General features: G+C 72.5%; 18 protein-coding genes. 10 read left to right on the top strand and 8 right to left on the bottom strand.

Translation table 11 applies throughout. The features are described from left to right. The first annotated feature begins 21 nt into the window (after window positions 1-21). The 5 genes from infB (at window position 22) to pnp (ending at window position 7224) form a co-directional block, all read left to right on the top strand. On the top strand, window positions 22-2625 hold the full coding sequence (gene infB / locus KHC27_RS12365; RefSeq protein WP_213339463.1) for a translation initiation factor IF-2: 2604 nt from the start codon (window positions 22-24) through the stop codon (window positions 2623-2625). A gap of 219 nt (window positions 2626-2844) precedes the next feature. Further along, a complete protein-coding gene (rbfA, locus tag KHC27_RS12360; protein ID WP_213339462.1) occupies window positions 2845-3267 on the top strand; it encodes a 30S ribosome-binding factor RbfA in 423 nt (140 codons plus the stop codon). Next, on the top strand, window positions 3264-4367 hold the full coding sequence (truB, locus tag KHC27_RS12355) for a tRNA pseudouridine(55) synthase TruB (RefSeq protein WP_213339461.1): 1104 nt from the start codon (window positions 3264-3266) through the stop codon (window positions 4365-4367). The genes rbfA and truB overlap by 4 nt, the downstream gene beginning before the upstream one ends. Before the next feature lie 218 nt (window positions 4368-4585). Further along, a complete protein-coding gene (rpsO, locus tag KHC27_RS12350) occupies window positions 4586-4855 on the top strand; it encodes a 30S ribosomal protein S15 (protein WP_213339460.1) in 270 nt (89 codons plus the stop codon). Window positions 4856-5070: 215 nt separating this feature from the next. Further along, window positions 5071-7224 carry a polyribonucleotide nucleotidyltransferase gene (pnp, locus tag KHC27_RS12345; RefSeq protein ID WP_213339459.1) on the top strand — a complete coding sequence of 718 codons (2154 nt, stop codon included), beginning with the start codon at window positions 5071-5073 and terminating at the stop codon, window positions 7222-7224. A gap of 128 nt (window positions 7225-7352) precedes the next feature. On the opposite strand, the gene KHC27_RS12340 is transcribed toward pnp, so the two are convergent. After that, window positions 7353-9377: a methyl-accepting chemotaxis protein gene (locus tag KHC27_RS12340; protein WP_246519881.1), complete on the bottom strand. Its 2025-nt coding sequence runs from the start codon at window positions 9375-9377 to the stop codon at window positions 7353-7355. A 129-nt stretch (window positions 9378-9506) separates the two neighbouring features. Then, window positions 9507-10487 carry an asparaginase gene (locus tag KHC27_RS12335; protein WP_213339458.1) on the bottom strand — a complete coding sequence of 327 codons (981 nt, stop codon included), beginning with the start codon at window positions 10485-10487 and terminating at the stop codon, window positions 9507-9509. A gap of 309 nt (window positions 10488-10796) precedes the next feature. On the opposite strand from KHC27_RS12335, the gene KHC27_RS12330 reads away from it, so the two are divergent. Genes KHC27_RS12330 through glcF form a run of 4 tightly spaced genes read left to right on the top strand, consistent with a single transcriptional unit; the run spans window position 10797 to window position 16310 of the window. Continuing rightward, a complete protein-coding gene (locus KHC27_RS12330) occupies window positions 10797-12293 on the top strand; it encodes an FAD-linked oxidase C-terminal domain-containing protein (RefSeq protein ID WP_213339456.1) in 1497 nt (498 codons plus the stop codon). 12 nt (window positions 12294-12305) lie between these two features. Further along, complete coding sequence (locus tag KHC27_RS12325) at window positions 12306-13721, top strand: 8-oxoguanine deaminase (RefSeq protein ID WP_213339455.1); 1416 nt, start codon at window positions 12306-12308, stop codon at window positions 13719-13721. A 22-nt stretch (window positions 13722-13743) separates the two neighbouring features. Continuing rightward, window positions 13744-14985 carry an FAD-binding protein gene (locus tag KHC27_RS12320; RefSeq protein WP_213339454.1) on the top strand — a complete coding sequence of 414 codons (1242 nt, stop codon included), beginning with the start codon at window positions 13744-13746 and terminating at the stop codon, window positions 14983-14985. 5 nt (window positions 14986-14990) lie between these two features. After that, window positions 14991-16310 (top strand): glycolate oxidase subunit GlcF, encoded by a 1320-nt coding sequence (glcF, locus tag KHC27_RS12315; RefSeq protein ID WP_213339446.1) that lies wholly within the window; start codon window positions 14991-14993, stop codon window positions 16308-16310. Window positions 16311-16412: 102 nt separating this feature from the next. On the opposite strand, the gene KHC27_RS12310 is transcribed toward glcF, so the two are convergent. Continuing rightward, window positions 16413-17222: an alpha/beta hydrolase family protein gene (locus KHC27_RS12310; protein WP_213339444.1), complete on the bottom strand. Its 810-nt coding sequence runs from the start codon at window positions 17220-17222 to the stop codon at window positions 16413-16415. 416 nt (window positions 17223-17638) lie between these two features. Between KHC27_RS12310 and KHC27_RS12305 the strand changes: the two genes are divergently transcribed. Continuing rightward, window positions 17639-18967: a DUF3422 family protein gene (locus KHC27_RS12305; RefSeq protein WP_213339564.1), complete on the top strand. Its 1329-nt coding sequence runs from the start codon at window positions 17639-17641 to the stop codon at window positions 18965-18967. 96 nt (window positions 18968-19063) lie between these two features. On the opposite strand, the gene KHC27_RS12300 is transcribed toward KHC27_RS12305, so the two are convergent. From KHC27_RS12300 to lspA, 5 genes are all read right to left on the bottom strand, one after another. Beyond that, window positions 19064-19987 carry a hypothetical protein gene (locus KHC27_RS12300; protein ID WP_213339442.1) on the bottom strand — a complete coding sequence of 308 codons (924 nt, stop codon included), beginning with the start codon at window positions 19985-19987 and terminating at the stop codon, window positions 19064-19066. Between the two features lie 264 nt (window positions 19988-20251). Then, entirely contained in the window at window positions 20252-21673 is a 1422-nt protein-coding gene (locus KHC27_RS12295) for a M16 family metallopeptidase (protein WP_343210900.1), read from the bottom strand. After that, the gene (locus KHC27_RS12290; protein ID WP_213339439.1) at window positions 21670-23004 is read right to left on the bottom strand and encodes a M16 family metallopeptidase; all 1335 of its coding nucleotides are present in this window, start codon (window positions 23002-23004) and stop codon (window positions 21670-21672) included. Before KHC27_RS12290 ends, KHC27_RS12295 begins: the two co-directional genes overlap by 4 nt. 323 nt (window positions 23005-23327) lie before the next feature. Next, on the bottom strand, window positions 23328-24017 hold the full coding sequence (locus tag KHC27_RS12285) for a hypothetical protein (RefSeq protein ID WP_213339438.1): 690 nt from the start codon (window positions 24015-24017) through the stop codon (window positions 23328-23330). A gap of 101 nt (window positions 24018-24118) precedes the next feature. After that, on the bottom strand, window positions 24119-24664 hold the full coding sequence (gene lspA, locus KHC27_RS12280; RefSeq protein ID WP_213339437.1) for a signal peptidase II: 546 nt from the start codon (window positions 24662-24664) through the stop codon (window positions 24119-24121). Between the last annotated feature and the right edge of the window lie 4 nt (window positions 24665-24668).

The raw sequence follows: 24668 nt of genomic DNA, 5'->3' as shown, positions 1-24668 counted from the left end.
TAAGCCCGCTTGGCCTCCGACTTGGCGCCGCAGCAGCCCGCGCGCCCCGGCGCGCCGCAGGGCCAGCGTCCGGGCGCCCCGCAGGGCCAGCGCCCGCCGCAGACCCAGTCGCCGGCGCAGTCCCGCCCGCAGGGCTCGACCCCCGGCCGCCCGCAGGGTGGCCAGCCCGGCCGTCCGCAGTCCGGCGGGCCGAACCGCACCCATCCCTCGCCCAACGCGAATTATTCCGGCCCGCGCCCCTCGCCCTCCGGGTCCCGTCCCGGCGTGGTGCTGCGGTCGCTGACCGAGGAAGAGGCCCGCGCCCGCACCGCCGCCCTGCAGGATGCCCGCATCCGCGAGGTGGAGGAGCGTCGCCGCGCCGAGGAAGAGGCGCGCCGCCGCGCCGAGCGCGAGGCCCGGGAGCGGGTCGAGCGTGAGGCCGCCGAGGCCCGCAAGCGCGAGGAAGAAGCCCGCCGCGCCTTCGAGGAAGAGGCCAAGCGCAAGTCCGAGCAGGAAGCCCGCAAGCGCTTCGGCGACGAGGGCCAGCCCTCCGCGTCGGCCGGTGCCCGCACCGCGCCGTCCGCCCCGGCGCCGCAGGCCCCCGGCTCGGTGGCGCCTCGCGTCGCCACCCCGCGCAGCCCGAGCGCCATGGACAGCGAGGACGACGACCGTCGTCCCGCGCGCCGTGGCCCCGGCGGCGCCCCCGCGCGCCCCGCGGCCCCGGCCAAGCCGACCCGGCCGGCCGGTGGCGACAAGAGCCGCGGCCGCCTGACGCTGGTCACCGCCCAGTCGGGCGAGGAGGAGCGCCAGCGCTCCGTCGCCTCGTTCCGCCGCCGCACCCAGCGCATGAGCGGCAACCGCCATGTCGAGGCCAAGGAGAAGATCGCCCGCGAGGTCGTCATCCCGGAGACCATCTCCATCCAGGAGCTGGCGAACCGCATGGCGGAGCGCGCGGTCGACGTCATCCGCCTGCTGATGAAGCAGGGCCAGATGGTGAAGATCACCGACGTGATCGACGCCGACACCGCCCAGCTCATCGCCGAGGAACTTGGCCACACGGTGCGCCGCGTCGCCGAATCCGACGTCGAGGAAGGCCTGTTCGACATCGCCGACACGGCGGACGAGCTGGTCTCCCGCCCGCCGGTGGTGACCATCATGGGCCATGTCGACCACGGCAAGACCTCGCTGCTCGACGCGATCCGCAAGGCCAACGTGGTGTCCGGCGAAGCCGGCGGCATCACCCAGCACATCGGCGCCTACCAGGTGACCTCGCCGCTCGGCGGCAAGATCACCTTCATCGACACCCCCGGCCACGCCGCCTTCACCGCCATGCGCGCCCGCGGCGCCAAGGTGACGGATATCGTGGTGCTGGTGGTGGCGGCCGATGACGGCGTCATGCCGCAGACCGTCGAGGCCATCAACCACGCCCGCGCGGCCAAGGTCCCGCTGATCGTCGCGATCAACAAGATCGACAAGCCGGACGCCAAGCCCGAGCGGGTCCGCTCCGAACTGCTCCAGTACGAGGTGCAGGTCGAAAGCATGGGCGGCGACACGCTGGAGGTCGAGGTCTCGGCCAAGGCCCACACCAATCTCGACAAGCTGCTGGAGGCGATCAGCCTCCAGGCCGAGGTGCTGGACCTGAAGGCGAACCCGGACCGCGCCGCCGAAGGCACGGTGATCGAGGCCAAGCTCGACCGCGGCCGCGGCCCGGTGGCGACCGTGCTGGTGCAGCGCGGCACGCTGCGCGTCAGCGACATCGTGGTGGCCGGCGCCGAATGGGGCCGCGTGCGCGCGCTGATCGACGACAAGGGCGCGAACGTCGCCTCGGCGGGGCCGTCCTTCCCGGTCGAGGTGCTGGGCTTCAACAGCACCCCGGAGGCGGGCGACCGCCTCGCCGTGGTTGACAGCGAGGCCCGTGCCCGCGAGATCACCGACTACCGCCAGCGCCAGAAGCGCGAGAAGGCGGCGGCCCGTTCCGCCACCGTCCGCGGTTCGCTGGAACAGATGATGAGCCAGGCGAAGACGGCGGGCCGCAAGGAATTCCCGCTGATCATCAAGGGCGACGTGTCCGGCTCGGTCGAGGCGATCATCTCCTCGCTGGAGAAGCTCGGCACCGACGAGGTCCAGGCCCGCATCATCCACTCCGGCGCCGGCGGCGTGAACGAGAGCGACGTGACGCTGGCGGAGACCGCCGGCGCGGCGATCATCGCGTTCAACGTGCGCGCCAACAAGGAAGCCCGCGAGGCTGCCGACCGCGCCGGCATCGAGATCCGCTACTACAACATCATCTACGACCTGGTGGATGACGTTAAGCTGGCGATGGGCGGCCTGCTCGCGCCGGTGAAGCGCGAGACCATGCTGGGCAACGCCACGATCAAGGAGATCTTCCTGGTCTCCAAGGTGGGCAAGGTGGCCGGCTGCACCGTGACCGACGGTATCGTCGAGCGCGGCCAGCATGTCCGCCTGATCCGCGAGAACGTCGTGATCCACGAAGGCAAGCTTGCCACGCTGAACCGCTACAAGGATGCGGTGAACACGGTGCATGCGGGCCAGGACTGCGGCATGTCCTTCGAGAACTACCAGGACATGCGCGCCGGCGACGTGATCGAGTGCTACCGCGTCGAGGTGGTGCAGCGCACCCTCTGACGGGACGGAAACGGGCGGCGCCGGCCGGCGCCGTCCACTGACAGCGCGACACGCCGCAGGGTCCGAGCCCCTGTGGCGCGGCGGCGACGGGTTCACGATCCCAGACCCCGCTTCGTACCGGTGCCGGCCCCAGGGCCGGCGGCCGGTGTGCCGCATCATCGCTCGGTTGGCCGCTGCCCGCCTCGCGCCGGGCCGGCCGCGACGCAAGGACGATTCCGAATGAAACGCGCTTCCACGGCGGGCCCTGCCGCCGGACCCTCGCAGCGCCAGCTCCGTGTCGGCGAGCTGGTGCGCCACGCCGTCTCCGACATCCTCTCCCGCGGCGACCTGCCGGACCCCGCGCTCGCCCGGGTGCTGGTCACCGTGCCGGAGGTGCGGATGAGCCCCGACCTCAAGCTCGCCACCTGCTACGTCATGCCGCTCGGCGGCAGGGACATCCCCGCCGTGCTGGCGGCGCTGGAGGCCAATGCCCGCCCGCTGCGCGGCGAGCTCGGCCGCCGGCTCGACCTGAAGTTCACCCCGGAACTGCGGTTCCGGCTCGACAACTCCTTTGAGGAAGGGGCCCGGATCGACGCGCTGCTGCGCTCGCCCGACGTCGCCCGCGACCTCGACCACGGCAAGACCGAGGGAGACGACGCATGAGCGCCCACGCCGAACGGCTTCCGCCCGACGTGCTGCCGGAAGACCTGCTGTTCGAGGACCTGCTGCCGGAGGCCGGCCCGGCGCCGGCCCCCGCCGAGGCCGCCGGGGCGCGCGATGGCGCCGCGCCGCGGGGCAAGGGCCGCCAGGGCGGGCCCGCCCGCCGCCGCCGCCCCAAGCGCGACATCGACGGCTGGGTGCTGCTCGACAAGCCGGTCGGCATGACCTCGACCCAGGCGGTGGGCGCGGTGAAGTGGATGTTCGGCGCCAAGAAGGCCGGCCACGCCGGCACGCTCGACCCGCTCGCCTCCGGCTGCCTGCCGATCGCGCTGGGCGAGGCCACCAAGACCGTGCCCTTCGTGATGGACAGCGAGAAGGTCTACCGCTTCACCGTGCGCTGGGGCGTCGAGACCGACACCGACGACAGCGAGGGCCAGCCGGTCGCGACCGCCGAGGGGCGGCCCGACGCCGCCGCCATCGAGGCGGCGCTGCCGCGGTTCCGCGGCGAGATCCAGCAGGTGCCGCCGGCCTTCTCGGCGCTGAAGATCAATGGCGAGCGCGCCTATGACCTCGCCCGCGACGGCGTGGTGGTGGAACTCGCCGCCCGCACCGTGGTCGTGCACCGGCTGGAGCTGGTGGCGCAGCCCGACGCCGACCACGCGGTGTTCGAGACGCTGTGCGGCAAGGGCACCTATGTCCGCGCCATCGCCCGCGACCTCGGCCGCGCGCTGGGCACGCGGGGCCACATCTCGGCGCTGCGGCGCACCCGGGTCGGCACCTTCGCCGAGGAAAGCCTGGTGCCGCTGGCGGCGCTGCGCGCCATCGCCGAGCGGGACATGCCGGAAGGCGGCGATCCCACCCCGCCGATGGAGAAGCTGCGCCCGGTCGATATCGGCCTCGACACGCTGCCCTCGCTGCGGGTGAGCCCGGCCGACGCCGCGCGGCTCTGCCACGGCCAGAGCATCCTGCTGCGCGGGCGCGACGCCCCGATCCTCGAAGGGCCGGTGGCGATCACCGCCGGCGGCCGGCTGGTGGCGCTGGGCGAGGCCGAGGGCGGCGAGATCTGGCCGCGCCGCATCTTCCACGCCGTCAGCGCGGGCTGAGGCGAGGCCGGCGCCGGTCCTCCGGTGCCGGGATTCACGTCTGGCGCCGCTGGTGTTTTCGTGTATGGTGCCGGCGCGTTGCGGACATGCGGTCCGCGCGACCCTTTGCCGTTTCGACCGTGCTGGACGACATCCCGGCCCGGCCGAAGGCAGCGGCGGGCGGCGCCCCGAGGGGCTCCCCCACCCGATCTCGACCCCTTGATGGAAAGGATATCCCGATGTCGATCACTGCCGAGCGCAAGCAGGCGCTCATCACCGAATATGCCACCAAGCCGGGCGACACCGGTTCGGCGGAAGTGCAGGTTGCGATCCTCACCGAGCGCATCTCCAACCTGACCGGGCATTTCAAGAGCCACGCGAAGGACAACCACTCCCGTCGCGGCCTCCTGAAGCTCGTGTCCCAGCGCCGCGGCCTCCTCGACTATCTCAAGAAGACCGAGGAAGCCCGCTACAAGTCGCTGATCGAGCGCCTCGGCATCCGTCGCTGAACCCTGCCGCGGGCGCGCCGCAGGGTGCGCCCGCCTCTACCAAGGGTGGCGCCGGAAGCGACCGGCGCGCCACGTCCCAAGGAGCGGCGGGCATGGGGCTCGCCGCGTTCGATTGAAACGGCGGCCATGGCAGGATCGCCGGAGGCTGGCCGGCCCGGATGGGCAGCCTCTCGCCGTCTTGCCCATGGCTCCGGTTCGGAAAGCCAGAGATACATATGTTCGACATTCACCGCGAGGAACTCGACTGGGGCGGGCGCACGCTCACCCTCGAGACCGGCAAGATGGCGCGCCAGGCGGACGGTTCCGTGCTCGCGTCCTACGGCGACACCACTGTGCTCGCCACCGTCGTCGCCGCCAAGGCGGCCAAGCCGGGGGTCGATTTCTTCCCCCTCACGGTCAACTACCAGGAAAAGGCCTACGCGGCCGGCCGCATTCCCGGCGGCTACTTCAAGCGCGAGGGCCGTCCGAGCGAGAAGGAGACGCTGGTCTCCCGCCTCATCGACCGCCCGATCCGCCCGCTGTTCCCGGACGGGTTCCGCAACGAGACCCAGGTGATCGTCACCGTCCTCTCGCACGACCTCGAGAACGACCCCGACATCGTGTCGCTGGTCGCCGCCTCCGCGGCGCTGACGCTGTCCGGCGTGCCCTTCATGGGCCCGGTCGGCGCCGCCCGGGTCGGCTTCATCGACAATGAGTATGTGCTGAACCCGACCGTCGACGAGGTGAAGGAAACCGCGCTCGACCTCGTGGTCGCCGGCACCGCCGACGCCGTGCTGATGGTGGAATCGGAAGCCAAGGAGCTGCCCGAGGACGTCATGCTCGGCGCCGTGATGTTCGGCCACCGCCATTTCCAGCCGGTGATCGACGCCATCATCCGCCTGGCCGAGAAGGCCGCCAAGGAGCCGCGCGAGTTCACCCCGCCGGACAATGCGGCGCTGGAAGCCGAGCTGCGCGGCCTGATCGAGGCCGATCTGCGCGACGCCTACAAGATCGCCCGCAAGCAGGACCGCTACGCCGCGGTCGGCGCCGCCAAGGCGAAGGTCAAGGCGCATTACGAGCAGCTCGCCGCCGAGGGCGCCGCCGTGCCCGAGAGCCAGAAGCTCTCCGAGGTGCTGAAGGAGCTCGAGGCCAAGATCGTGCGCTGGACCATCCTCGACGAGGGCGTGCGCATCGACGGCCGCGACACCAAGACGGTCCGCCCGATCGTCGCCGAGGCCGGCCTGCTGCCGCGCGCCCACGGCTCGGCGCTGTTCACCCGCGGCGAGACCCAGGCCCTGGTGGTCGCCACCCTGGGCACCGGCGAGGACGAGCAGTTCGTCGACAGCCTGGAAGGCACCTACAAGGAGCGCTTCCTGCTGCACTACAACTTCCCTCCCTTCTCCGTCGGCGAGACCGGCCGCATGGGCTCGCCCGGCCGCCGCGAGATCGGCCACGGCAAGCTGGCCTGGCGCGCCATCCGCCCGATCCTGCCGCCCGCGCACGAGTTCCCCTACACGCTGCGCGCGGTGTCCGAGATCCTGGAGTCGAACGGCTCCTCCTCCATGGCCACCGTCTGCGGCACCTCGCTCGCCCTGATGGACGCCGGCGTGCCGCTGCGCCGTCCGGTGGCGGGCATCGCCATGGGCCTGATCCTGGAAGGCTCGCGCTTCGCCGTGCTCTCCGACATCCTCGGTGACGAGGACCACCTCGGCGACATGGACTTCAAGGTCGCGGGCACCGACAAGGGCGTCACCGCGCTGCAGATGGACATCAAGATCTCCGGCATCACCGAGGAGATCATGAAGGTCGCGCTGACCCAGGCGAAGGACGGCCGCCTCCACATCCTCGGCGAGATGGGCAAGGCCCTCACCGGCGCCCGCGCCGAGCTGGGCGAGCATGCCCCGCGCATCGAGGTGATCCAGATCCCGGTCGACAAGATCCGCGAAGTGATCGGCTCGGGCGGCAAGGTCATCCGCGAGATCGTCGAGAAGACCGGCGCCAAGATCAACATCGAGGACGATGGCACCGTGAAGGTCGCCTCCGCCTCGGGCGAGTCGATCAAGGCGGCGCTGAACTGGATCAAGTCGATCGCCTCCGAGCCGGAGATCGGCCAGATCTATGACGGCACCGTCGTGAAGGTGGTGGATTTCGGCGCCTTCGTGAACTTCTTCGGCGCCAAGGACGGCCTCGTGCACGTCTCCCAGCTCGCCAAGGAGCGGGTGGCGAAGCCCTCCGACGTCGTCAAGGAAGGCGACCGGGTGAAGGTGAAGCTGCTCGGCTTCGACGAGCGCGGCAAGACCCGCCTCTCCATGAAGGTCGTCGACCAGACCACCGGCGAGGACCTCGAGGCCAAGAAGGACGCCGCCGGCGAGGCTGGCGCGGCCGAGTGACGGCGCGGCGGGCCCCGCCCGCCGCACGGTCGACGCACGGTCCAGACGAATCGGAAAGGGCGGCCCGGCGGGCCGCCCTTTTTCGTGGATGCCGGGGTCCGTGCGGTCTGCGGCGCGGCGCGCGGCGGTCAGGCCGCGCGCACCGTCTCCACGAAGGCGTGGACCTCCTGCCGCAGCGCCACCGCCTGGCGGGAGAGGTCGCGGGCGAAGCTGAGCACCTGATGGGCGGCGGTGGAGGACGCCTGCGCCGCCTGCTCCACCGTGGCGATGCTGGAGGTGACGTCGCGGGTGCCGCTGGCGGCCTGCTGCACGCTGCGGGCGACGTCGGAGGCGGTGGCCTGCTGTTGGGTCATCGCCGCGGCGATGGCGGTGGCGGCCTGCTGCAGCGCCTCCATGGTGGCGGCGAAGCCGGACATGGCGGTGAGCACGCCGCCGGTGGATTCCTGGATGCCGAACACCCGCTCGGAAATGCCGCCGGTCGCCTTGGCGGTCTGGCCGGCGAGCTGCTTCACCTCCTGCGCCACCACGGCGAAGCCGCGGCCGGCCTCGCCCGCCCGGGCGGATTCGATGGTGGCGTTGAGCGCGAGCAGGTTGGTCTGGCCGGCCAGCGTGTCGATCAGCCCGATGATGGTGCCGATCTGCTCGGCGGAGTGGCGCAGCTCGGTCATCTGGCCGCTGGTGCCGTTCATCTCGCGGGTGGCCCGCTCGGTCATGGACAGGGAGTGCTGCAGCTTCTCGCCGATCTCGTGGGCGGAGGCGGACAGCTCCTCCATCGCCGTGGCGACGGACTGGACGTGGGTGGTGGCGAGCTGCGCGGCGGCGGAGACCGCGGCGGCCTGGTTGCGGGTGCGGTCGGCGGTGGCGTTCAGGCTCTCCGACGCGGTCTGAAGCTCGGTCGCGGCGGTCGCCACCATGTCCACCACCACGCCCACCGCCTCCTCGAAGCGGTCGGCGAGCTGGCGCATCTCGTCGCGGCGCCGGGCGACGGCGGCGGCCTCGGCGGCGGCGCGGCCGGCGCGCTGGCGCTCGGCCTCGTCGAGCCGGTCGCGGAACACGCTGAGCGCGCGGGCCTGGTCGCCGATCTCGTCGCGGCGCCCGGCGTGGGGAATGTCAGTGGCGAGGTCGCCGGCCGAAATCCGCTCCATCGCCGTGCTGACCTGGCGGACCGGACGGGCGATGCCGAGCACCGAATAGACCGCGGTGAAGATGGCGGCGAGAATGGTGATGACCGAGAAGATCAGGATGAGGCCCATGCCGTCCTGAAGCGCGGTGTCGGCGGCGGCCTCGGCCTCGTCGGCCTGGTCGGAGCTGGCGTCGATCACCTGGGTGAGGCTGGCGTCGGCGGCCTCCACCACCGGCGTCAGGCGGGTGGCGACGATGTCGGCGCGGGCCTTCTGCTGGTCCAGCCCCGCCCGCACCGCGCGCACGAAACCGTCGAAGCTCTTGCTGGCGGTGGCGGCGGCGTCGCTGACCATCGGGTTGTCGGCGAGCCCCTCGGTGACGCCGGCGAGGATTTCCCGGACCCGCTTCTCCATGGCGGCGATGCGCCTGAGCGCGGAGGGGTCGCGGGTGACGAGGAAGTTCTGCGCGGCCAGGCTGATGCCGTCGATCACCCCTTCGAGCGGCTCCACATTGGCGGCAAGGGTGGGCTGCTCATATTCCACCAGGACGCCGCCGAGGGTGGAGAAGCCGGTGCGGCTGCGCATGGCGAGTTCGGAGGCCTCGACGGAGGCTTTGAACTGCTGCCTCTGGACGTTGTAGATGTCGGCCGCCGCGGCGGCGATCTCGGCGAGGTCGCGCTTCAGGCGGCGGAAGTCCTCGCGGTCGTCCTCGTGGGTCTCCTCGACCAGAAGCGCGTCCAGCACGCCATCGCCCTTGGCGATGGCGTCCTTTATCTGCGCCAGCGTCTGTTCGTTGACCGGATCGGCGTAGGAAAGCTGCATCTGGGTGACGAGCTGCCGGACCTTCAGCAGCAGCACGCCGACGGTCTTCGCCTTTTTCAGGATGTCCGACTGGCCCCGGGTGAACTGGCGGGCCGTGTCGATCTCCCGCATTGCCGTGCCGCGGCTGACGATGACGCCGGCCGAGAGAAGGATGAGAAGGACGGAGACGAAGCCGAGTTTGGCTCCCAGCCCGAGGCGGATGGCGTGCATAGGTCGATCCCTGCGAATGGCGATGCAAGGAAAGGCGGTCTCCCTTGTGCGGACCTTGCGGGACTGCCCGGTGCGCCCGGCCGCGGGCCGGGCTTTCCCGGCCGGAGGCGGCGCTGGCGGCAGGCGGCGCTAGCGATAGGCCGCGAAGGTGCGGTCGATCGCCTCGCGGCCATAGCCGGCCTCGAGGCAGAGCGCCAGCAGCAGCCGGGCCTTGGTCGCCTGCAGGAAGCCGGCGGGGATGAGGCCGCGGCCGATGAGGTCGATCTCCGAGCCGGCATAGCCATAGGTGCGGGTGAAGACCGGCCCGCCCAGCGTCCGGCTCGCCAGCACCACCGGCATGTGGCTGGCGACCTCGCCGACGAGGCCGGCGATCTCGCCGGGCACATGGCCCGCGCCCATGCCCTCCAGCACGAGGCCCCAATAGCCGAGCTGGCGCAGGGCGCGGATCATGCGGCCGTCGTCGCCCATCGTCATCTTGAGCAGCGCCACCGCCGGGGCCGGGCCTTCCACCTGGAATTTCGGCCCGCCCGGCACCCGGGCGAGGAAGCGGGCCCGCCGCTCGATCACCATGCCGAGCGGGCCGAGATCGGGCGAAGCGAAGGTGGAGGCCAGCGCGGTGTGGGTCTTGCGCACGAAGCGGGCGGCGTGGATCTCGTCGTTCAGCACCACCAGCGTGCCGAGCCCGCGCGCGGCGGCCGAGGCGGCGACGATGACCGAGGCGAGCAGATTGGCCGGCCCGTCCGCCCCCGGCGCCTCCGCCCCGCGCATGGCGCCGGTGACCACCACCGGGCATTCGTCGTCGATCAGCAGGTCCAGCGCGAAGGCGGTCTCCTCGATGGTGTCGGTGCCCTGGATCACCACCGCGCCGTCATAGCCGCTGGCGAAGGCGAGGCGGATCTCGCGCGCCACCTCGTTGACGTGCTCCAGCCCCAGCGACGGGCTCGGCAGCCGGAACAGCGAATGGGCGTCGATCTCGGCGACCGCGGCGATGGCCGGCACCGCGTCGATCAGATCGTCGGCGCCCAGCGTCGGGGCGATGCCGCCCGCGCCGCCGGCGGTCATGGTGATGGTACCGCCAAGGGAGAGGACGAGCAGGCGCGGCAGGGGCATGGAACGGTCCCGGGTGGAGAGGGCGAAAGGGGCAAAACAGGGCGGTGCCGCCGATGCAAGCACGGCAACCTTGAAAAAAGTGCTGCACCGCGCCCGGCCATCCCGGCAAAAGCGCCGGGGCGGCTTCACTTTTCGCGCAGCGCCGGCGCGGGCGGTCATCGAGCCGGCCGTGTCGCCGTTGCCTGCCGCCATAGCCCGGGAGAGGGCGGCCGGCCCGAACGCGGCTACGCCCTTGGTCTGAAAACTTTACCATGGAAGAGGCCGGTTCTTTTCCTCTAGAATGGGTCAAAAGCAGGAGAGGGAAACGCCATGTCGGGGCTCGCCATGCCGGAGCCGGACGCCGGGGTGCTGGCGCGCCGCGACGAGATCATCGCCGCGCTGCGCGCCATCGTGCCGGGCGAGGGCGTGATCGACGGCGTCAACGAGATGCGCCCGTTCGAGACCGACGGGCTCACCGCCTACAAGCAGCTTCCCCTCGCGGTGGTGCTGCCCTCCACCACCGCGCAGGTCTCGCGCATCCTCGCCTATTGCCACGCCAACGGGGTGCGGGTGGTGCCGCGCGGCGCCGGCACCGGGCTTTCCGGCGGGGCGCTGCCGCTCGCCGACGCCATCCTGCTCGGCATGGGCAAGTTCAACGCGATTCTCGACATCGACTTCGACAACCGCACCGTCACCGCCCAGCCGGGGGTGACCAATCTCGGCATCACCACCGCGGTCGCCCATGCCGGCTTCTATTACGCGCCGGACCCCTCCTCGCAGATCGCCTGCACCATCGGCGGCAATGTGGCGGAGAATTCCGGGGGGGTGCACTGCCTGAAATACGGCCTCACCACCAACAACGTGATGGGCGTCGAGCTGGTGCTCATCACCGGCGAGGTGGTGCGGATCGGCGGCAAGCACCTCGATTCCGGCGGGCTGGACCTGCTCGGCCTCATCGTCGGGTCGGAGGGGCTGCTCGGCGTGGTCACCGAGGTCACGGTGCGCATCCTGAAGAAGCCGGAGACGGCGCGGGCGGTGCTGGTCGGCTTTCCCTCCTCCGAGGCGGCGGGCGAGTGCGTCGCCCGCATCATCGGCGCCGGCATCATTCCCGGCGGCATGGAGATGATGGACCGCCTCGCCATCCACGCCGCCGAGGCCTTCGTGAAGGTGGGCTATCCGCTCGACGTCGAGGCGCTGCTCATCGTCGAGCTGGACGGGCCGGAGGCGGAGGTCAACCACCTCATCGAGCGGGTGGCGGAGATCGCCCGCGGCCTCGGCTGCGCCACGCTGCGCGCCTCCACCAGCGAGGAGGAGCGCGTCGCCTTCTGGGCCGGGCGCAAGGCGGCCTTCCCCGCGGTGGGGCGCATCTCGCCGGATTATCTCTGCATGGACGGCACCATTCCGCGCAAGGCGCTGCCGCAGGTGCTCTCCCGCATGACCGAGATGACCCGCACCTACGGGCTGGAATGCGCCAATGTGTTCCACGCCGGCGACGGCAACCTGCATCCGCTCATCCTCTACGACGCCTCCCGCCCCGGCGAGCTGGAAAAGGCGGAGGCGTTCGGCGCCGAGATCCTGCTGCTCTGCGTCGAGGTGGGCGGCGTGCTCACCGGCGAGCACGGGGTGGGGGTGGAGAAGCGCGACCTCATGCCCTCGATGTTCGACGAGGTCGACCTCGCCCACCAGCAGCGGCTGAAATGCGCCTTCGACCCGGATTCGCTGCTCAATCCCGGCAAGGTGTTCCCGGTGCTGCACCGCTGCGCCGAGCTTGGCCGCATGCATGTGAGCCGCGGGCAATTGCCTTTCCCCGACATTCCCCGGTTCTGAGGGCCCGCCCGGATGGCGACCCTTCTCGCGCGCAACGCGCATGTGCTCGTCACCATGGACGGCCAGCGCCGGGAGATCGCCGGCGGCGGGCTGTTCGCGCGCGACGGCATGATCGAGGCCGTGGGGCCCTCGGAGACGCTGCCCGCCACCGCCGACCGGGTGATCGACCTCTCCGGCCGCGTCGTGCTGCCGGGGCTGGTGAACGCCCACCACCACCTCGACCAGACCCTGACCCGCAACCTGCCCGCCGCGCAGGAGCGCAACCTGTTCCGCTGGCTCAGGGCGCATTACCGGCTGTGGGCGGCGCGCACGCCGGAGGCCTCGCGCACCGCGACGCTGGTCGGCCTCGCCGAGCTGGCCCTTTCGGGCTGCACCACCGCGTTCGACCACGCCTATGTCTTCCGCAATGGCTGCCGGGTGGACGACCAGATCGCCGCGGCGCGCGAGATCGGGCTGCGCTTCATGGTCTCGCGCGGGTCGATGTCGCTGGGCGAATCCCGCGGCGGCCTGCCGCCGGACGACTGCGTCGAGGCGGAGGACGCCATTCTCGCCGATTGCGAGCGGGTGATCGCCGCCTATCACGATCCCCGCCCCGGGGCGCGGCTGCAGATCGCGCTGGCGCCGTGCTCGCCCTTCTCGGTCTCGGCGGAACTGATGCGCGAGAGCGCGGCGATGGCACGCCGCCATGGCGTGCGGCTGCACACCCACCTCGCCGAAACCGTCGACGAGGAACGCTACACGCTGGAGCGCTTCGGCAAGCGGCCGGTGGCCTATATGGAGGAGCTGGGCTGGCTCGGCCCGGATGTGTGGTTCGCCCATGCGGTGCATGTGAACGCGCACGAGATCGCCTGCTTTGCCGGCTCGGGAGCCGGGGTGTGCCACTGCCCCTGCTCGAACATGCGGCTCGCCTCCGGCATCGCCCCGGTGCGGGCCTATCGCGCCGCCGGGGTGAAGGTGGGGCTCGGGGTCGACGGCTCCGCCTCCAACGACGGCAACCATCTCCTCGCCGAGGCGCGCCAGGCCATGCTGCTGGCCCGGCTCAGGATCGCGCTGCGCCCGCCGGAAGGGCCGGACACCACGCTCTCCACCTCCGATCCCTCCCGCGACGGCGAGTGGATGAGCGCCCGCGAGGCGCTGGAGCTGGCGACGCTGGGCGGGGCGGCGGTGCTGGGGCGGGCCGACATCGGCGCGCTGGAGCCCGGCCGCTGCGCCGATTTCTTCGCGCTGCGGCTGGACGACCTCGCCTTTGCCGGCGGCCTGTCCGACCCGGTGGCGGCCACGGTGTTCTGCGGGCCGCACCGCGCCGACCTCACCGTGGTCGGCGGCGAGGTGATCGTCGCCGAGGGCCGCCTCGCCACGCTCGACCTGCCGGCGGTGATCGCCGAGCACAACCGCCACGCCGCGCGTCTCGCGGCGCTGGCGCAATGAGAAACGCCAGGGAGTGAACCGCATGACCGATCGCCTGTGCCCGCGCGACGAGGCCGAGTTGGCCGAGGCCGTGCGCTGGGCCGTTTCGGAGAGCCGCCCGCTCGATGTGGTCGGCACCGGCTCCAAGCGCGCCCTCGGCCGCGCCACCCAGGGCGACGTGACGCTGGAGCTTGCCGCCCTCAGCGGCGTGCGGCTCTACGAGCCGGCCGAGCTGGTGCTCAGCGCCGGCGCCGGCACGCCGGTGGCGCAGATCGAGGCGCTGCTGGCGGAGGCCAACCAGATGATGGCGTTCGAGCCGATGGACCATGGCCCGCTGCTCGGCCGCCCGGCGGGGGAGGGCACGCTGGGCGGGCTGATGGCCTGCAACCTCGCCGGGCCGCGCCGCCCCAGCGCCGGCGCCGCGCGCGACCACGCGCTCGGCCTGCGCGCCGTCTCCGGCCGGGGCGAGGCCTTCAAGGCCGGCGGCCGGGTGGTGAAGAACGTCACCGGCTACGACCTGCCGCGCGGCCTCGCCGGCTCCTACGGCACGCTTGCCGCCTTCAGCGAGATCACCATCAAGGTGCTGCCGCGCCCGGAGACGGTGGAGACGCTGCTGCTGTTCGGCCTCGACGACGCCGCGGCGGCGAAGGCGATGAGCGCGGCGGTGGGCTCCTATTACGACGTGTCCGGCGCCGCGCATCTTCCGGCGGACATCGCCGCGCTGGTTCCCGCGCTCGGCGCGCCGGGCCGGGCGGTCACGGCGCTGCGGCTGGAGGGGGTGAAGCCCTCCATCCTGCACCGGCGGGACAAGCTGGAGGGTCTGCTGCGGGGGTTCGGCGCGCTGGGCGCGCTGGACGAGGCTGGCTCGCTGGCTTTCTGGGCGGCGGTGCGCGACGCGCTGCCCTTCGCCCTGCCGCCGGGCGGCGACCCCGACGCCGCCCCGGCGGTGTGGAAGGTCTCGACCGCGCCGCTGCACGGCCCGGCGGTGGGCGCGGCCGCCCGGGCGCTGGGCGGGCGGGTCTTCTACGACTGGGCCGGCGGGCTGGTGTGGGTCGAGATGCCCGATGGCGAACCCGAGGCGGAGCGGCTGCGCGCCGCGCTGGCCCCCGCCGGCGGCCAGAGCGGTGGCCACGCCACGCTGCTGCGGGCCGGCCGCGCCGCCCGCGCCGCGACCGAGGTGTTCGAGCCGCTGGACGCCGTGACCGGCGCGCTGGTGCGGCGGATGAAGCATGGTTTCGATCCCGGCCGGGTGCTGAACCCCGGCCGCATGTATGCGGGAGTGTGAGCGCGATGCAGACCCATTTCTCCCTCGCCCAGCTCGCCGACCCGCACATCGCCGATGCCGAGCAGGTGCTGCGGGCCTGCGTGCATTGCGGCTTCTGCACCGCCACCTGCCCGACCTATGTGCTGCTCGGCGACGAGCTGGATTCGCCGCGCGGGCGCATCTACCTCATCAAGGACATGCTGGAGAACGACCGCCCGGCGACGCCGGAGGTGGTGAAGCACATCGACCGCTGCCTCTCCTGCCTCTCCTGCATGACCACCTGCCCCTCCGGCGTGCACTACATGCACCTGGTCGACACCGCCCGCGCCCATGTCGAGACCACCTATCGCCGCCCGCTGGCGGACCGGCTGATGCGCGCCCTGCTGGCGCAGGTGCTGCCGAGCCGCGGCCGCATGCGGCTGGCGCTGGCCGGCGCGATGCTGGCGAAGCCCTTCGCCGGCGCGCTGGAAGGGGTCGCGGCGCTGCGCCCGCTGGCGGCGATGCTGAAGCTCGCCCCCGGCCGGCCGGCCGGGCGCTCCGCCACCGAGGGGGTCGCCCGCTTTCCCGCCGCCGGCCCGCGCCGGGCCCGGGTCGCCCTGCTGGACGGCTGCGCCCAGCCGGTGCTGCGGCCGGAGATCGACGAGGCCACCATCCGCCTGCTGAACCGGCTCGGCGTCGAGGTGGTGCGCCCCGCCGGCGGGGGCTGCTGCGGTTCCCTCACCCACCATATGGGCCGCGAGGAGATGGCGCTGGCCAGCGCCCGCGCCAATGTCGACGCCTGGACCCGCGAGATCGAGGGCGAGGGGCTCGACGCCATCCTCGTCAACACCTCCGGCTGCGGCACCACCATCAAGGATTACGGCCACATGCTGCGGCTGGAGCCGGCCTATGCCGCGAAGGCGGCGCGGGTGTCGGCGCTGGCGAAGGACATCAGCGAGTTCCTCGCCGACCGGGAGCTGCCGGCCCCGGTGATCCCGGCCGGCCTCAGGGTGGCCTACCACGCCGCCTGCTCGCTGCAGCACGGCCAGAAGATCCGCACCGCGCCCAAGGCGCTGCTGGCGCGCATGGGCTTCACCGTGCTGGAGCCGGCCGAAGGCCATCTGTGCTGCGGTTCCGCCGGCACCTACAACATCCTCCAGCCGGAAATCGCCGGCCGGCTGCGGGCCCGCAAGGTGGCGAACATCGAGCGCACCGAGCCGCAGCTCATCGCCACCGGCAATATCGGCTGCATGACCCAGATCGGCGGCGGCACCGCGATTCCGGTGCTGCACACGGTGGAACTGATCGACTGGGCCACCGGCGGGCCGAAGCCGGCGCTGCTGGCCGGGGTGGCGGCGGCGGCCTGAACGGGGCGAGGCCGGCAGCGCCACGGGGCGCGCCGGCCGCTGCGCGGCGACGGCGCGGTCTTGCGCGCGCCGGGGCGTCCGTGGCGAAGGCGCCGGGGCGCCTCACATCGGCGCGGCGGTCTTGAGGGCGCCCGCCGGAGCCGCCGCCGGCACCGCGCTGGCGGTGGGTGTGCTGGCGGCGGGGCTTTCCGGCAGGCTCGCGGTCGGGGCGGGCGCGGCGCCCGCCGGAGCCGGCGAGGCCGGGGCCTGCGAGGTCGGGGCGGGGGCGGCGCCTTCCGCCGGTGCGACCGTCGGACGTGGGCGCTGGCGCACCGCCGGCCGCGGCTTGGCGACGATCATCGCGATGATCTGGTCGTGCACCGAGGCGACCTTGTCGATGCTGAAATGGTCGACCCCGGTGAGGGTGAGATCGATGTTGCTCACCCGGCCGCCGGTGATGCGCTTGCCGGCGCCGGTGCCCTGGTAATAATTCACCAGCTTGCCGATCTTGGCCGAGGCCACCGGCGGGGTGATGGGATCGAAGGTGACGACCAGCGGCACCGGCACGCCATCCGCCACCAGCGTGTTGGCCATGTTCACCGCGGCGTCGGCGCCGAGCGAGTGGCCGATGACCACCACCGGGGTGGCGCGCCGGCCGGCCTTGGCGGCCTTTTCCGCGGCGGCGGCGACGCTCTGCCAGTCGGCATAGGAATGCACGGTGGCGACGATGCCGCGCGCCTGCAGCTTGGCGGCGAGGTCGTCCATGCCGAGCGAGAAGATGTTGGCGAGGCCGCGCATCAGATAGACCCGCGGCGCGCCGCTGGCGGCCGCCGCCGGCCGGGTCGCCGCCTCGGCGCGGGTGCCGGGCAGGACGAGAGCGAGAAAGGCCGCCGCGAGCATCAGCAGGAAACAGGCGCGGGTGGAGCGCTTCATTGCCAGACCTCTTGGCGGAACCCCTTGCATCATAACCCTCTTCTTTCCCCTGCCGCCCCCCGCCGCGCAACCGCTTTCGCGCCGGCCACGGGCGAAGCGGGGCGGCTGAGGCTTCGCCGCAACATCATCCCGGCACCGCGCCGACCCCGTGGGTCCGTCACCGGCGCGGCTGCCGTCGCGGCTGCAATGCGCCGCGCCTGACCCGGCTTGCCACGGCCGTGCCGCCGTGCAACCGAGAAGGGGCAGGCTGGGTTCCCTCGGTGCCGTTCTCCCGGCACCCTCGGTGGAATCCGCACAGGAGCGGGAGGAGCGTCGTGTCGACCGAGGCCGAAAAGGGAACTACGCCGCCGCCCGCCGGCGTGCCCGCCGCCCCCGCCGCTGCCCCCGCCACGGCCGGGACCCCCGCCGCCAAGGGCGTGGCGCTGCCGGCCGGCCGCCGCGACGCGCTGACGCCGCACCCGCTGCGCGCCGCGGTGCTGGGCGAGCTGCACGCCCGCCCCTTCGTGCCGGTGCACACGCCGGCCCGGATCTTCCACATGGCGTTCATCGTCGACCGGCCGCAGGCGCTGGCCGACCGCGCCGCCTTCGCCGCGCTGTGCGCGGCGCGCGGCCAGCCCGGCCCGGCTCGCGACGCCAAGCAGCATCGGGTTGCCTTCGGCGGCGCCACCGTGCGCTGGGAGCGCCACGCCGAGTTCACCACCTACACCTGGGAGCTGCCCAGCGAGGACCTGACCCTCGGCGGGCTGCCGTTCCAGCCGTCGTCCGGCAGCTTCGGCCCCACCTTCTGCGAGGTGCCGCAGCCCGGCCCGCTGCTGGTGGCGATCGACCTCCAGCTCGTGACCGACACCTCCGACGCGCTGCCGCTGGAGCGGCTGTTCGACCGCGCCAGCCTGGCGCGCGCCGATGTGGAGGACGGCCTTGCCGAGATCGCGACCGACTTCCAGCCCGACGCCGCCGGCTTCATCCGCATCCTGCTGCGCGACCGCGGCATGACGGCGGACGCCGCCGGCGCGCTGATCCAGCGGGTGCTGGAAATCGAGACCTACCGCACCCTCGCCTTGCTCGGCCTGCCCGAGGCCCAGCGCCTCGCGCCGCGGGTGGCGCAGATGGAGGGGCGGCTCGGCGCCCTGACCTCGACCATGAAGAACACCGAGGGGCTGGCGGAGAACCGCCGCCTGCTCGACGAGCTGACCGGCCTCGCCGCCGAGCTGGAGGCGGACGCGGCGGCCTCGCTGTTCCGCTTCGGCGCCAGCCGCGCCTATGAGGAGATCGTCGAGGAGCGGCTGAAGCACATTGGCGAGCGCCCGGTCTCCGGCTTTCCCACCCTGCAGCAGTTCCTCGCCCGGCGGATGCAGCCGGCCATGCGCACCTGCCAGGGCATCGAGCAGCGGCAGGCCAATCTCTCGATGAAGCTGTCGAGCGCCGCCAACCTGCTGCGCACCCGGGTCGATGTCGAGCTGGAACAGCAGAATCGCGACCTGCTCCGCAGCATGAACGAGCGCACCCGCATGCAGCTGCGGCTGCAGCAGACCGTGGAGGGGCTCTCGGTCGCGGCCATCACCTACTACGTCATCAGCATCTTCCACTATGTCATGGAAGGCCTGCACGCCCGGCTGGAGGCCATGGGCCTGCATGTCGATGTCGGGCTGGCGACGGCGGCGGCGGTGCCGGTGGTGGCGCTGGCGATCTGGAGCTTCGTCGAGCGGGTGCGGCGCGGCCATCTGCGCGGCGGCGGCGAGCATTAGGCCCGGCCGCCGATCGGCCCGCGGTCGAGGCGGATCGGCCTGCCGGGCCGGGCGCCGCGCGGGGCGGCGCCCGGCCGTGTGGCGAGGGCAAAAGCCTTACTGCGAGAAGCCGCCGGTCGCCGGCGCGGGGGCGCCGATCCACTGCTGCGGCGTCGTCGCCGGCTGGGTGGTGGTGGCGGTCGGTGCCGGCGTTGCCGCGGGCTGGGCGGCCGGCTGCGCCGGTGCGGCCTGCGGCGCGCTGGCGGCCGGCGCGGCGGCGGGTGCGGAAGCCGGCGCGGCGGGCGGCTCGCTGGCCGGTTCCTGCGCCACCGGCTTCGGCTTCTGCGCCGCCGGCTTGGCCGGGCGCGACCGCGCCGGCTTGGCCTTGGCCTCGGCGGAGCCAGCCTGCGAATCGAAGCCGAGATAGACGATGTAGTCTTCCAGCTCGCCGGGCTGCGGCAGCGGGAAGCTGACATCGTCGGCCACCAGGCTGAAATCGACCTGGGTTTCCGAGGCGCCGATCTGCACCGGCACGGTGTAGAGCTTGGTCCAGATCGGCTTGGGGCTCGGCCCTTCCTGCACCACGGCGACCCGGAGCGGCACGGTGAGCGAGCCGGGGCCGCCCTTGGCGCCGACCAGCACCCGGCCCTGTATGCCGACGCGCATGGTCATGTTGGGGCGGGCGAAGATGCATTCCCGCGCGGACTGGCCGAGCGTGGCCTGGTAGCGCAGGCCGCCATCGGCCTTGTCGGTCACCTGCCAGGCGGCGGCGCCGCCGCGCACTTCCACCTTGGGGCAGCTGTACTGGCGGGGGTCGAATTCCTCCTGCCCGGGGGAGCTGGTCGGTGCGACGGTGGTGGTCTGCATCTGCGAGCCGAACAGGCCCTGCCCGTCCTTGCCGCCCGCGCCCATCGGCCCGACATCGGTGCCGCCGCCGGTGCCGCCGCCGCAGCCCGCCAGTGCCAGGGCGAGGAGGCCGAACGCCGCCGCGCGCGCGCCGGCCCCACGCAGGGCGCCGGTTCCCAGTTCCCCAAGCTTCATACGCACACTCCCCAAAAGCGCCGGCGATCTCCGGCTCTCGCCATGAACCGGCTCTCGCCATGAAGATCGACCGGATCGGCAGGTCCGGCGGCCGCATCCCCCGCGGCGCGCCGGCATCCGGTCGCGACAGCCCCGCACGGCGCCCCCGCGGCAGGCCTCGATCCGCTTATATCAAGCCCGCGCCGGTGGCGAGAGTGGGGCCGGCCGGGAAAATGGCCGCGGCGGCGGCGAATGCGCCCGCCGCCCGGCGTCATGGCGCGGTCTCTAGCCGCCCTTCGGCACGGAATCCCCGGCGGGCAGCCCGGTCGGCCGGCCGACCACGCTGAACAGCAGGCCGGGCTGGGCCTCGAAGCGCCGGGCGGCGCGGCGGACATCCTCCAGCGTCACCGCGCCGACCAGCCTGTTGCGCACGTCGATATAGTCGATGCCGAGATCGTCGAGCTGGATCTGCAGAAGCTGGCCCGCCACCTTGGCGGAAGAATCGAACCGCAGCGCGAAGCTGCCGATCAGGTAGCTCTTGGCGTCGGCCAGCTCCTGCTCGGACGGGCCCTCGCGCAGCAGCTTGAGATATTCCTCGCGGATGAGGCCGATGGATTCCGCGGCCCGGTCGTTCTTGGTCGCGGTGCCCCCCAGCACGAGGCCGGCATGGTCGAAGGCGGCGAGATAGGAATAGACGGAATAGGCGAGGCCGCGCTTTTCCCGCACCTCCCTGAACAGGCGGGAGGAGAAGGCGCTGCCGCCCAGCATGTGGTTCAGCACGAAGGCGGGGATGAAGTCGGGGTCGTTGCGCTTCAGCCCGGCGCCGCCGAACACGATCGAGGCCTGCGGCACGTCCAGCTCGGTCACCTCCACCGTGCCGAGGCCGTGGGGCACGATGTCGGGCACCGGCACCAGATCGGGCGTCGCCGGCAGCGCGCCGAACACGTCGTCCAGCGCCGCCGCCAGCAGGTCCGGCGTGATGTCGCCGACCACCGCGATCTTGAGGTTGCCGCGCGCCATCACCTTGCGGGCGTAGAGCGCGATGTCCTCGCGGGTGATGGTGGGCACGCTCTCCAGCGTGCCGTCCACCGGCCGGCCATAGGGGTGGTCGGGAAAGGCGGTCGCGGCCCAGGCGAGGCTCGCCAGCGTCTGCGGGTCGGTGGAGCGCCGCCGCAGCGAGGCGAGCTGGCCCTGCCGGATGCGTTCCACCGCCTCGCCGTCGAAGCGCGGCGCGGTGAGCGCGAGGCGCAGCAGCTCGAAGGCCGGCCCGACATTCTCGGAGAGGGTGCGCAGCGAGCCGGTGAGCGTGTCGCGGCTGGCGTCGAAGCGCAGCTCGATCGCCTTTTCCGCCAGCCGGTCCTGGAAGGTGCGGGAATCGAGATCGCCCGCTCCCTCGTCGAGCAGCGAGGCGGTGAGGCTGGCGACGCCGGGCTTGCCCGCCGGGTCCTGCGCGGCGCCGCCGACAAAGGCGAACTCCACCGCCACCAGCGGCAGGGTGGTGTCGTGCACCAGCCACGCCTCGACGCCGCCGGGGCTGATGACGCGCTGGATGCGGGTCGTTTCCGACTGGGCGGGCGGGGTGGCGAGAAGGGCGATGGTCATGGCGAGCGGCACCGCGAGAAGAGGGGGAAGGCGGAAGGCGGAAGCGAGGCGGGCGCGCAGCGTCGGCCCCGGCGGCCCGCCGCGGGCGAGGGCGGCGGCGCTCACGAGCGTTTCTCCGGCGCCGCCGGGCGGACGAGATAGCCGGTGACGGCACGCGAGGGCACGAGGTAGCGGCGGGCGACGTCGCGCACCTCCTCCGCCGTCACCGCCTTCACCTCGGCCGGCCAGTTCTTCACGTCGTCCACCGTGGTGCCGGTGGCGAGCGCGGCGCCATAGATGCGGGCGAGGGTGGCCTGGTTGTCCTGGGCGTAGATCGCGTCGGCCACCAGCCGGGTCTTGGCCCGCTCCAGCTCGGCCGCGTCGGGCCCGGTCTCGGCGATGGCGGCGATGGCGGCGTCGAGCGCGCCTTCCAGCGCCTCCAGGCTGACCTCCGGGCGCGGCGAGGCGGAGATGCCGAAGCGGGTCTCGTCCAGCGCCGTGCTCTGGTACCAGGCGCTGGCGCTGGCGGCGAGGCTCTTGTCCACCACGAGGCTGCGGTAGAGCCGGCCGGTGGAGCCGCCGCCGAGCACCTGCGCCAGCACATCCAGCGCGACGCTGTCCTTCGGCGCCAGCCGGTAGGGCGGCACGAGATAGGTGCGGGAGAGGTTCGGCTGGGCAACGCGGGCATCGGCCAGCGAGACGCGGCGCTGGGCACGCGGTTCCGGCTCCTTCGGCCGCTCGCGCGGGCCGATCTCGGCGCGGCGCTCGATCGTGCCGTAGGTCTTTTCCGCCAGCGTGCGCACCTCCTCGGGGGTCACGTCGCCGGCGACCACGAGGATGGCGTTGTTGGGGGTGTAGAAGCGGCGGTAGAAGGCGAGCGCGTCCTCGCGGTTCAGCCCGCGGATCTCGTCTTCCCAGCCGATGATGGGGTGGCCGTAGGGGTGGTTGGTGAACATCGCCGCCTGCGCCGCCTCGGAGAGGATGGCGCCGGGGTCGTTGTCGGTGCGCATGCGGCGCTCCTCCAGCACCACGTCGCGCTCGGGCAGCACCACCTCGTCGGTGAGCACCAGCCCGGTCATGCGGTCGGCCTCGAAGCCCATGACGGTGGGCAGGTTCTCCTTGGCGACGCGCTGGAAATAGGCGGTGTAGTCCTGCGAGGTGAAGGCGTTCTCCTGGCCGCCGAGCTGCGCGACCACCTGCGAGAAGGCGCCGGCCGGGTGCTGGCGGGTGCCCTTGAACATCAGGTGCTCGAGGAAATGGGCGATGCCGGACTTGCCCGGCTGCTCGTCCGCCGAGCCGACCCGGTACCACACCATGTGGGTGACCACCGGGGTGCGGTGGTCCGGCACGACCACGACCTGCATGCCGTTCGCCAGGGTGAACTCGGTGGCCTCGCTCGCCCGGGCGGGGGCGGCGAGAGTGGCGGCGCCAGCCGCCGCGAGGATGAGAGCGGACATGAGTTTTCCAGTTACGCGCGATGCCGTCACAGGCTGACTTCCGGGTTCGGGGGCGCGCCGCCGGGAAGGCGGGCGTGCGGCCTCGTCATTGTCCTGCAATGTAGCGGGGAAGTTGCCGCTGCGCGACGGCTGGTCGCGGCGGCCTCACCCGTTAGTGAGCCACCTTGCCGCGAATTCATCTTCCCCCGCCGCACGGCGCGGGGCGGCGTCATCCATGGCGGGACGGCACAGCGCCGCGGCGACCGGCGGGCCTGCGGCCGCTGGGCGGCACCGGGCCGCAGGGACCGGCGCGGCGGGAGGGCGCGGGCGCGGGCGCGCCGCGCTCAGTTTTCCTTGTTCGGCTGGGTGCGGTCGAACAGGCTCGGCAGCGACCAGGTCTTCTTCTTTTCCTCGACCACGCCATAGGGGGCGTTCGGCGCCGGGGTCTGGTAGCCCGGCGGCGGCTGCACCAGCGAGGCGCGCTCGGGCTCGCCGGTGAAGACGATCGGCTTGTCGCCGGAGGTCACGCTGCTCCAGCCCTTGAAGCCGAGCTCGTTGAGCGAGAGCTTGTTGTCGGTCTCGCGCTTGCTGTTGTTGAAGCCGCTGCCCTGCGCCTTGGCGTTCTTGTAGCCCTTGTTCAGCTCGGAGGGCGTCAGCGGCGCCGGGTTGAGGCCGCCCTGCTTGCTGTTCATGCCGCCGACCGTCGCCTGCTGCTCGGCCGCCTCGCGCTTGGCCATTTCCTTGTCGTAGTCCTTCGGCCAGGCGGGGTTGCTGGTGACGGTGTTGGGGTCACGTGGCGGGGGCAGCACGTCCTTGTTGGTCGGCACCACGAGAGGGGCGCGCTCCCGGTACTCGATCTCCGGCGGGGTCGGGGCGACGAGGCCGATGCCGGTGAGCAGCTTCTCGGTGAGGTTGACGTCTTCCTGCGCCAGGGCCGGGGCGGCCCCCAGCGCGACGAACCCCGCGAGGCACAGCCCGGCGATCCGGGCGGCGAGAAGGCGCGGGGCGGTGCGAACGGTGAACGCGTGCGTCATCTTCCGTGTCATCTCCTGCCGAGCTTGCGGCATCATCCGGGCATGGCCGGCGGTTCCGGTCCGGGCACGAACCCTTCTGCTGCCATGCGAGGGCGGCGATTTTACGGCGCGCCGGCTTTCGCGCGCCCCGTGAACGAGTCGACCAGCAGCAGAACCACGCCCGCCACGATCGCCACATCCGCGATATTGAAGACATACCAGTGCAGGCCGAAGGCATGCAACGACACGAAGTCGAACACCGCGCCATAGGCCGCGCGGTCGATGGCGTTGCCCAGCGCGCCGCCGATCAGCAGCCCCAGCGCCACCGCCTCCATGCCGCGCCGCACCCGGGCCAGCCAGAAGGTGAAGCCGATCGCCGCCACCAGCTTGATGAGCCCGAGCAGCCACCAGCCGGAGGCGCCCTGCGGGAACAGGCCGTAGCTGACGCCGGTGTTCCACGCCACCACGAGGTCCATGAACGGGGTGACGGTGACGAGCCCGTTCACCCCGAAATCCACCAGCCGCAGCACCGCGATCTTGCTGGCCTGATCGGCCAGCAGCACCGCCAGCGCCAGGCCGAGCCCGAGCGCCGAGCGCGGCCCGAACAGCCGCAGCCGCGCGGCCGGGCGGCCGGGCCGGGCCGGGGCGCCGGGAGGGGGCGGGTTCATCGCC

Source organism: Ancylobacter lacus, assembly GCF_018390635.1.
GTDB lineage: Bacteria > Pseudomonadota > Alphaproteobacteria > Rhizobiales > Xanthobacteraceae > Ancylobacter > Ancylobacter lacus.
Note: the sequence above shows the minus strand (reverse complement) of the source record. Positions and strands in the feature narration are given on the sequence as shown.

What these genes read in the sequence shown, in the direction of transcription:
- KHC27_RS12285 (WP_213339438.1), bottom strand. Translation starts at nt 24,017, where the DNA reads ATGACGCACGCGTTCACCGTTCGCACCGCCCCGCGCCTTCTCGCCGCC.
- KHC27_RS12320 (WP_213339454.1), top strand. Translation starts at nt 13,744, where the DNA reads ATGACCGATCGCCTGTGCCCGCGCGACGAGGCCGAGTTGGCCGAGGCC.
- rbfA (WP_213339462.1), top strand. Translation starts at nt 2,845, where the DNA reads ATGAAACGCGCTTCCACGGCGGGCCCTGCCGCCGGACCCTCGCAGCGC.
- glcF (WP_213339446.1), top strand. Translation starts at nt 14,991, where the DNA reads ATGCAGACCCATTTCTCCCTCGCCCAGCTCGCCGACCCGCACATCGCC.
- truB (WP_213339461.1), top strand. Translation starts at nt 3,264, where the DNA reads ATGAGCGCCCACGCCGAACGGCTTCCGCCCGACGTGCTGCCGGAAGAC.
- KHC27_RS12310 (WP_213339444.1), bottom strand. Translation starts at nt 17,222, where the DNA reads ATGAAGCGCTCCACCCGCGCCTGTTTCCTGCTGATGCTCGCGGCGGCC.
- KHC27_RS12335 (WP_213339458.1), bottom strand. Translation starts at nt 10,487, where the DNA reads ATGCCCCTGCCGCGCCTGCTCGTCCTCTCCCTTGGCGGTACCATCACC.
- KHC27_RS12325 (WP_213339455.1), top strand. Translation starts at nt 12,306, where the DNA reads ATGGCGACCCTTCTCGCGCGCAACGCGCATGTGCTCGTCACCATGGAC.
- pnp (WP_213339459.1), top strand. Translation starts at nt 5,071, where the DNA reads ATGTTCGACATTCACCGCGAGGAACTCGACTGGGGCGGGCGCACGCTC.
- KHC27_RS12340 (WP_246519881.1), bottom strand. Translation starts at nt 9,377, where the DNA reads ATGCACGCCATCCGCCTCGGGCTGGGAGCCAAACTCGGCTTCGTCTCC.
- KHC27_RS12300 (WP_213339442.1), bottom strand. Translation starts at nt 19,987, where the DNA reads ATGAAGCTTGGGGAACTGGGAACCGGCGCCCTGCGTGGGGCCGGCGCG.
- KHC27_RS12290 (WP_213339439.1), bottom strand. Translation starts at nt 23,004, where the DNA reads ATGTCCGCTCTCATCCTCGCGGCGGCTGGCGCCGCCACTCTCGCCGCC.
- rpsO (WP_213339460.1), top strand. Translation starts at nt 4,586, where the DNA reads ATGTCGATCACTGCCGAGCGCAAGCAGGCGCTCATCACCGAATATGCC.
- lspA (WP_213339437.1), bottom strand. Translation starts at nt 24,664, where the DNA reads ATGAACCCGCCCCCTCCCGGCGCCCCGGCCCGGCCCGGCCGCCCGGCC.
- KHC27_RS12330 (WP_213339456.1), top strand. Translation starts at nt 10,797, where the DNA reads ATGTCGGGGCTCGCCATGCCGGAGCCGGACGCCGGGGTGCTGGCGCGC.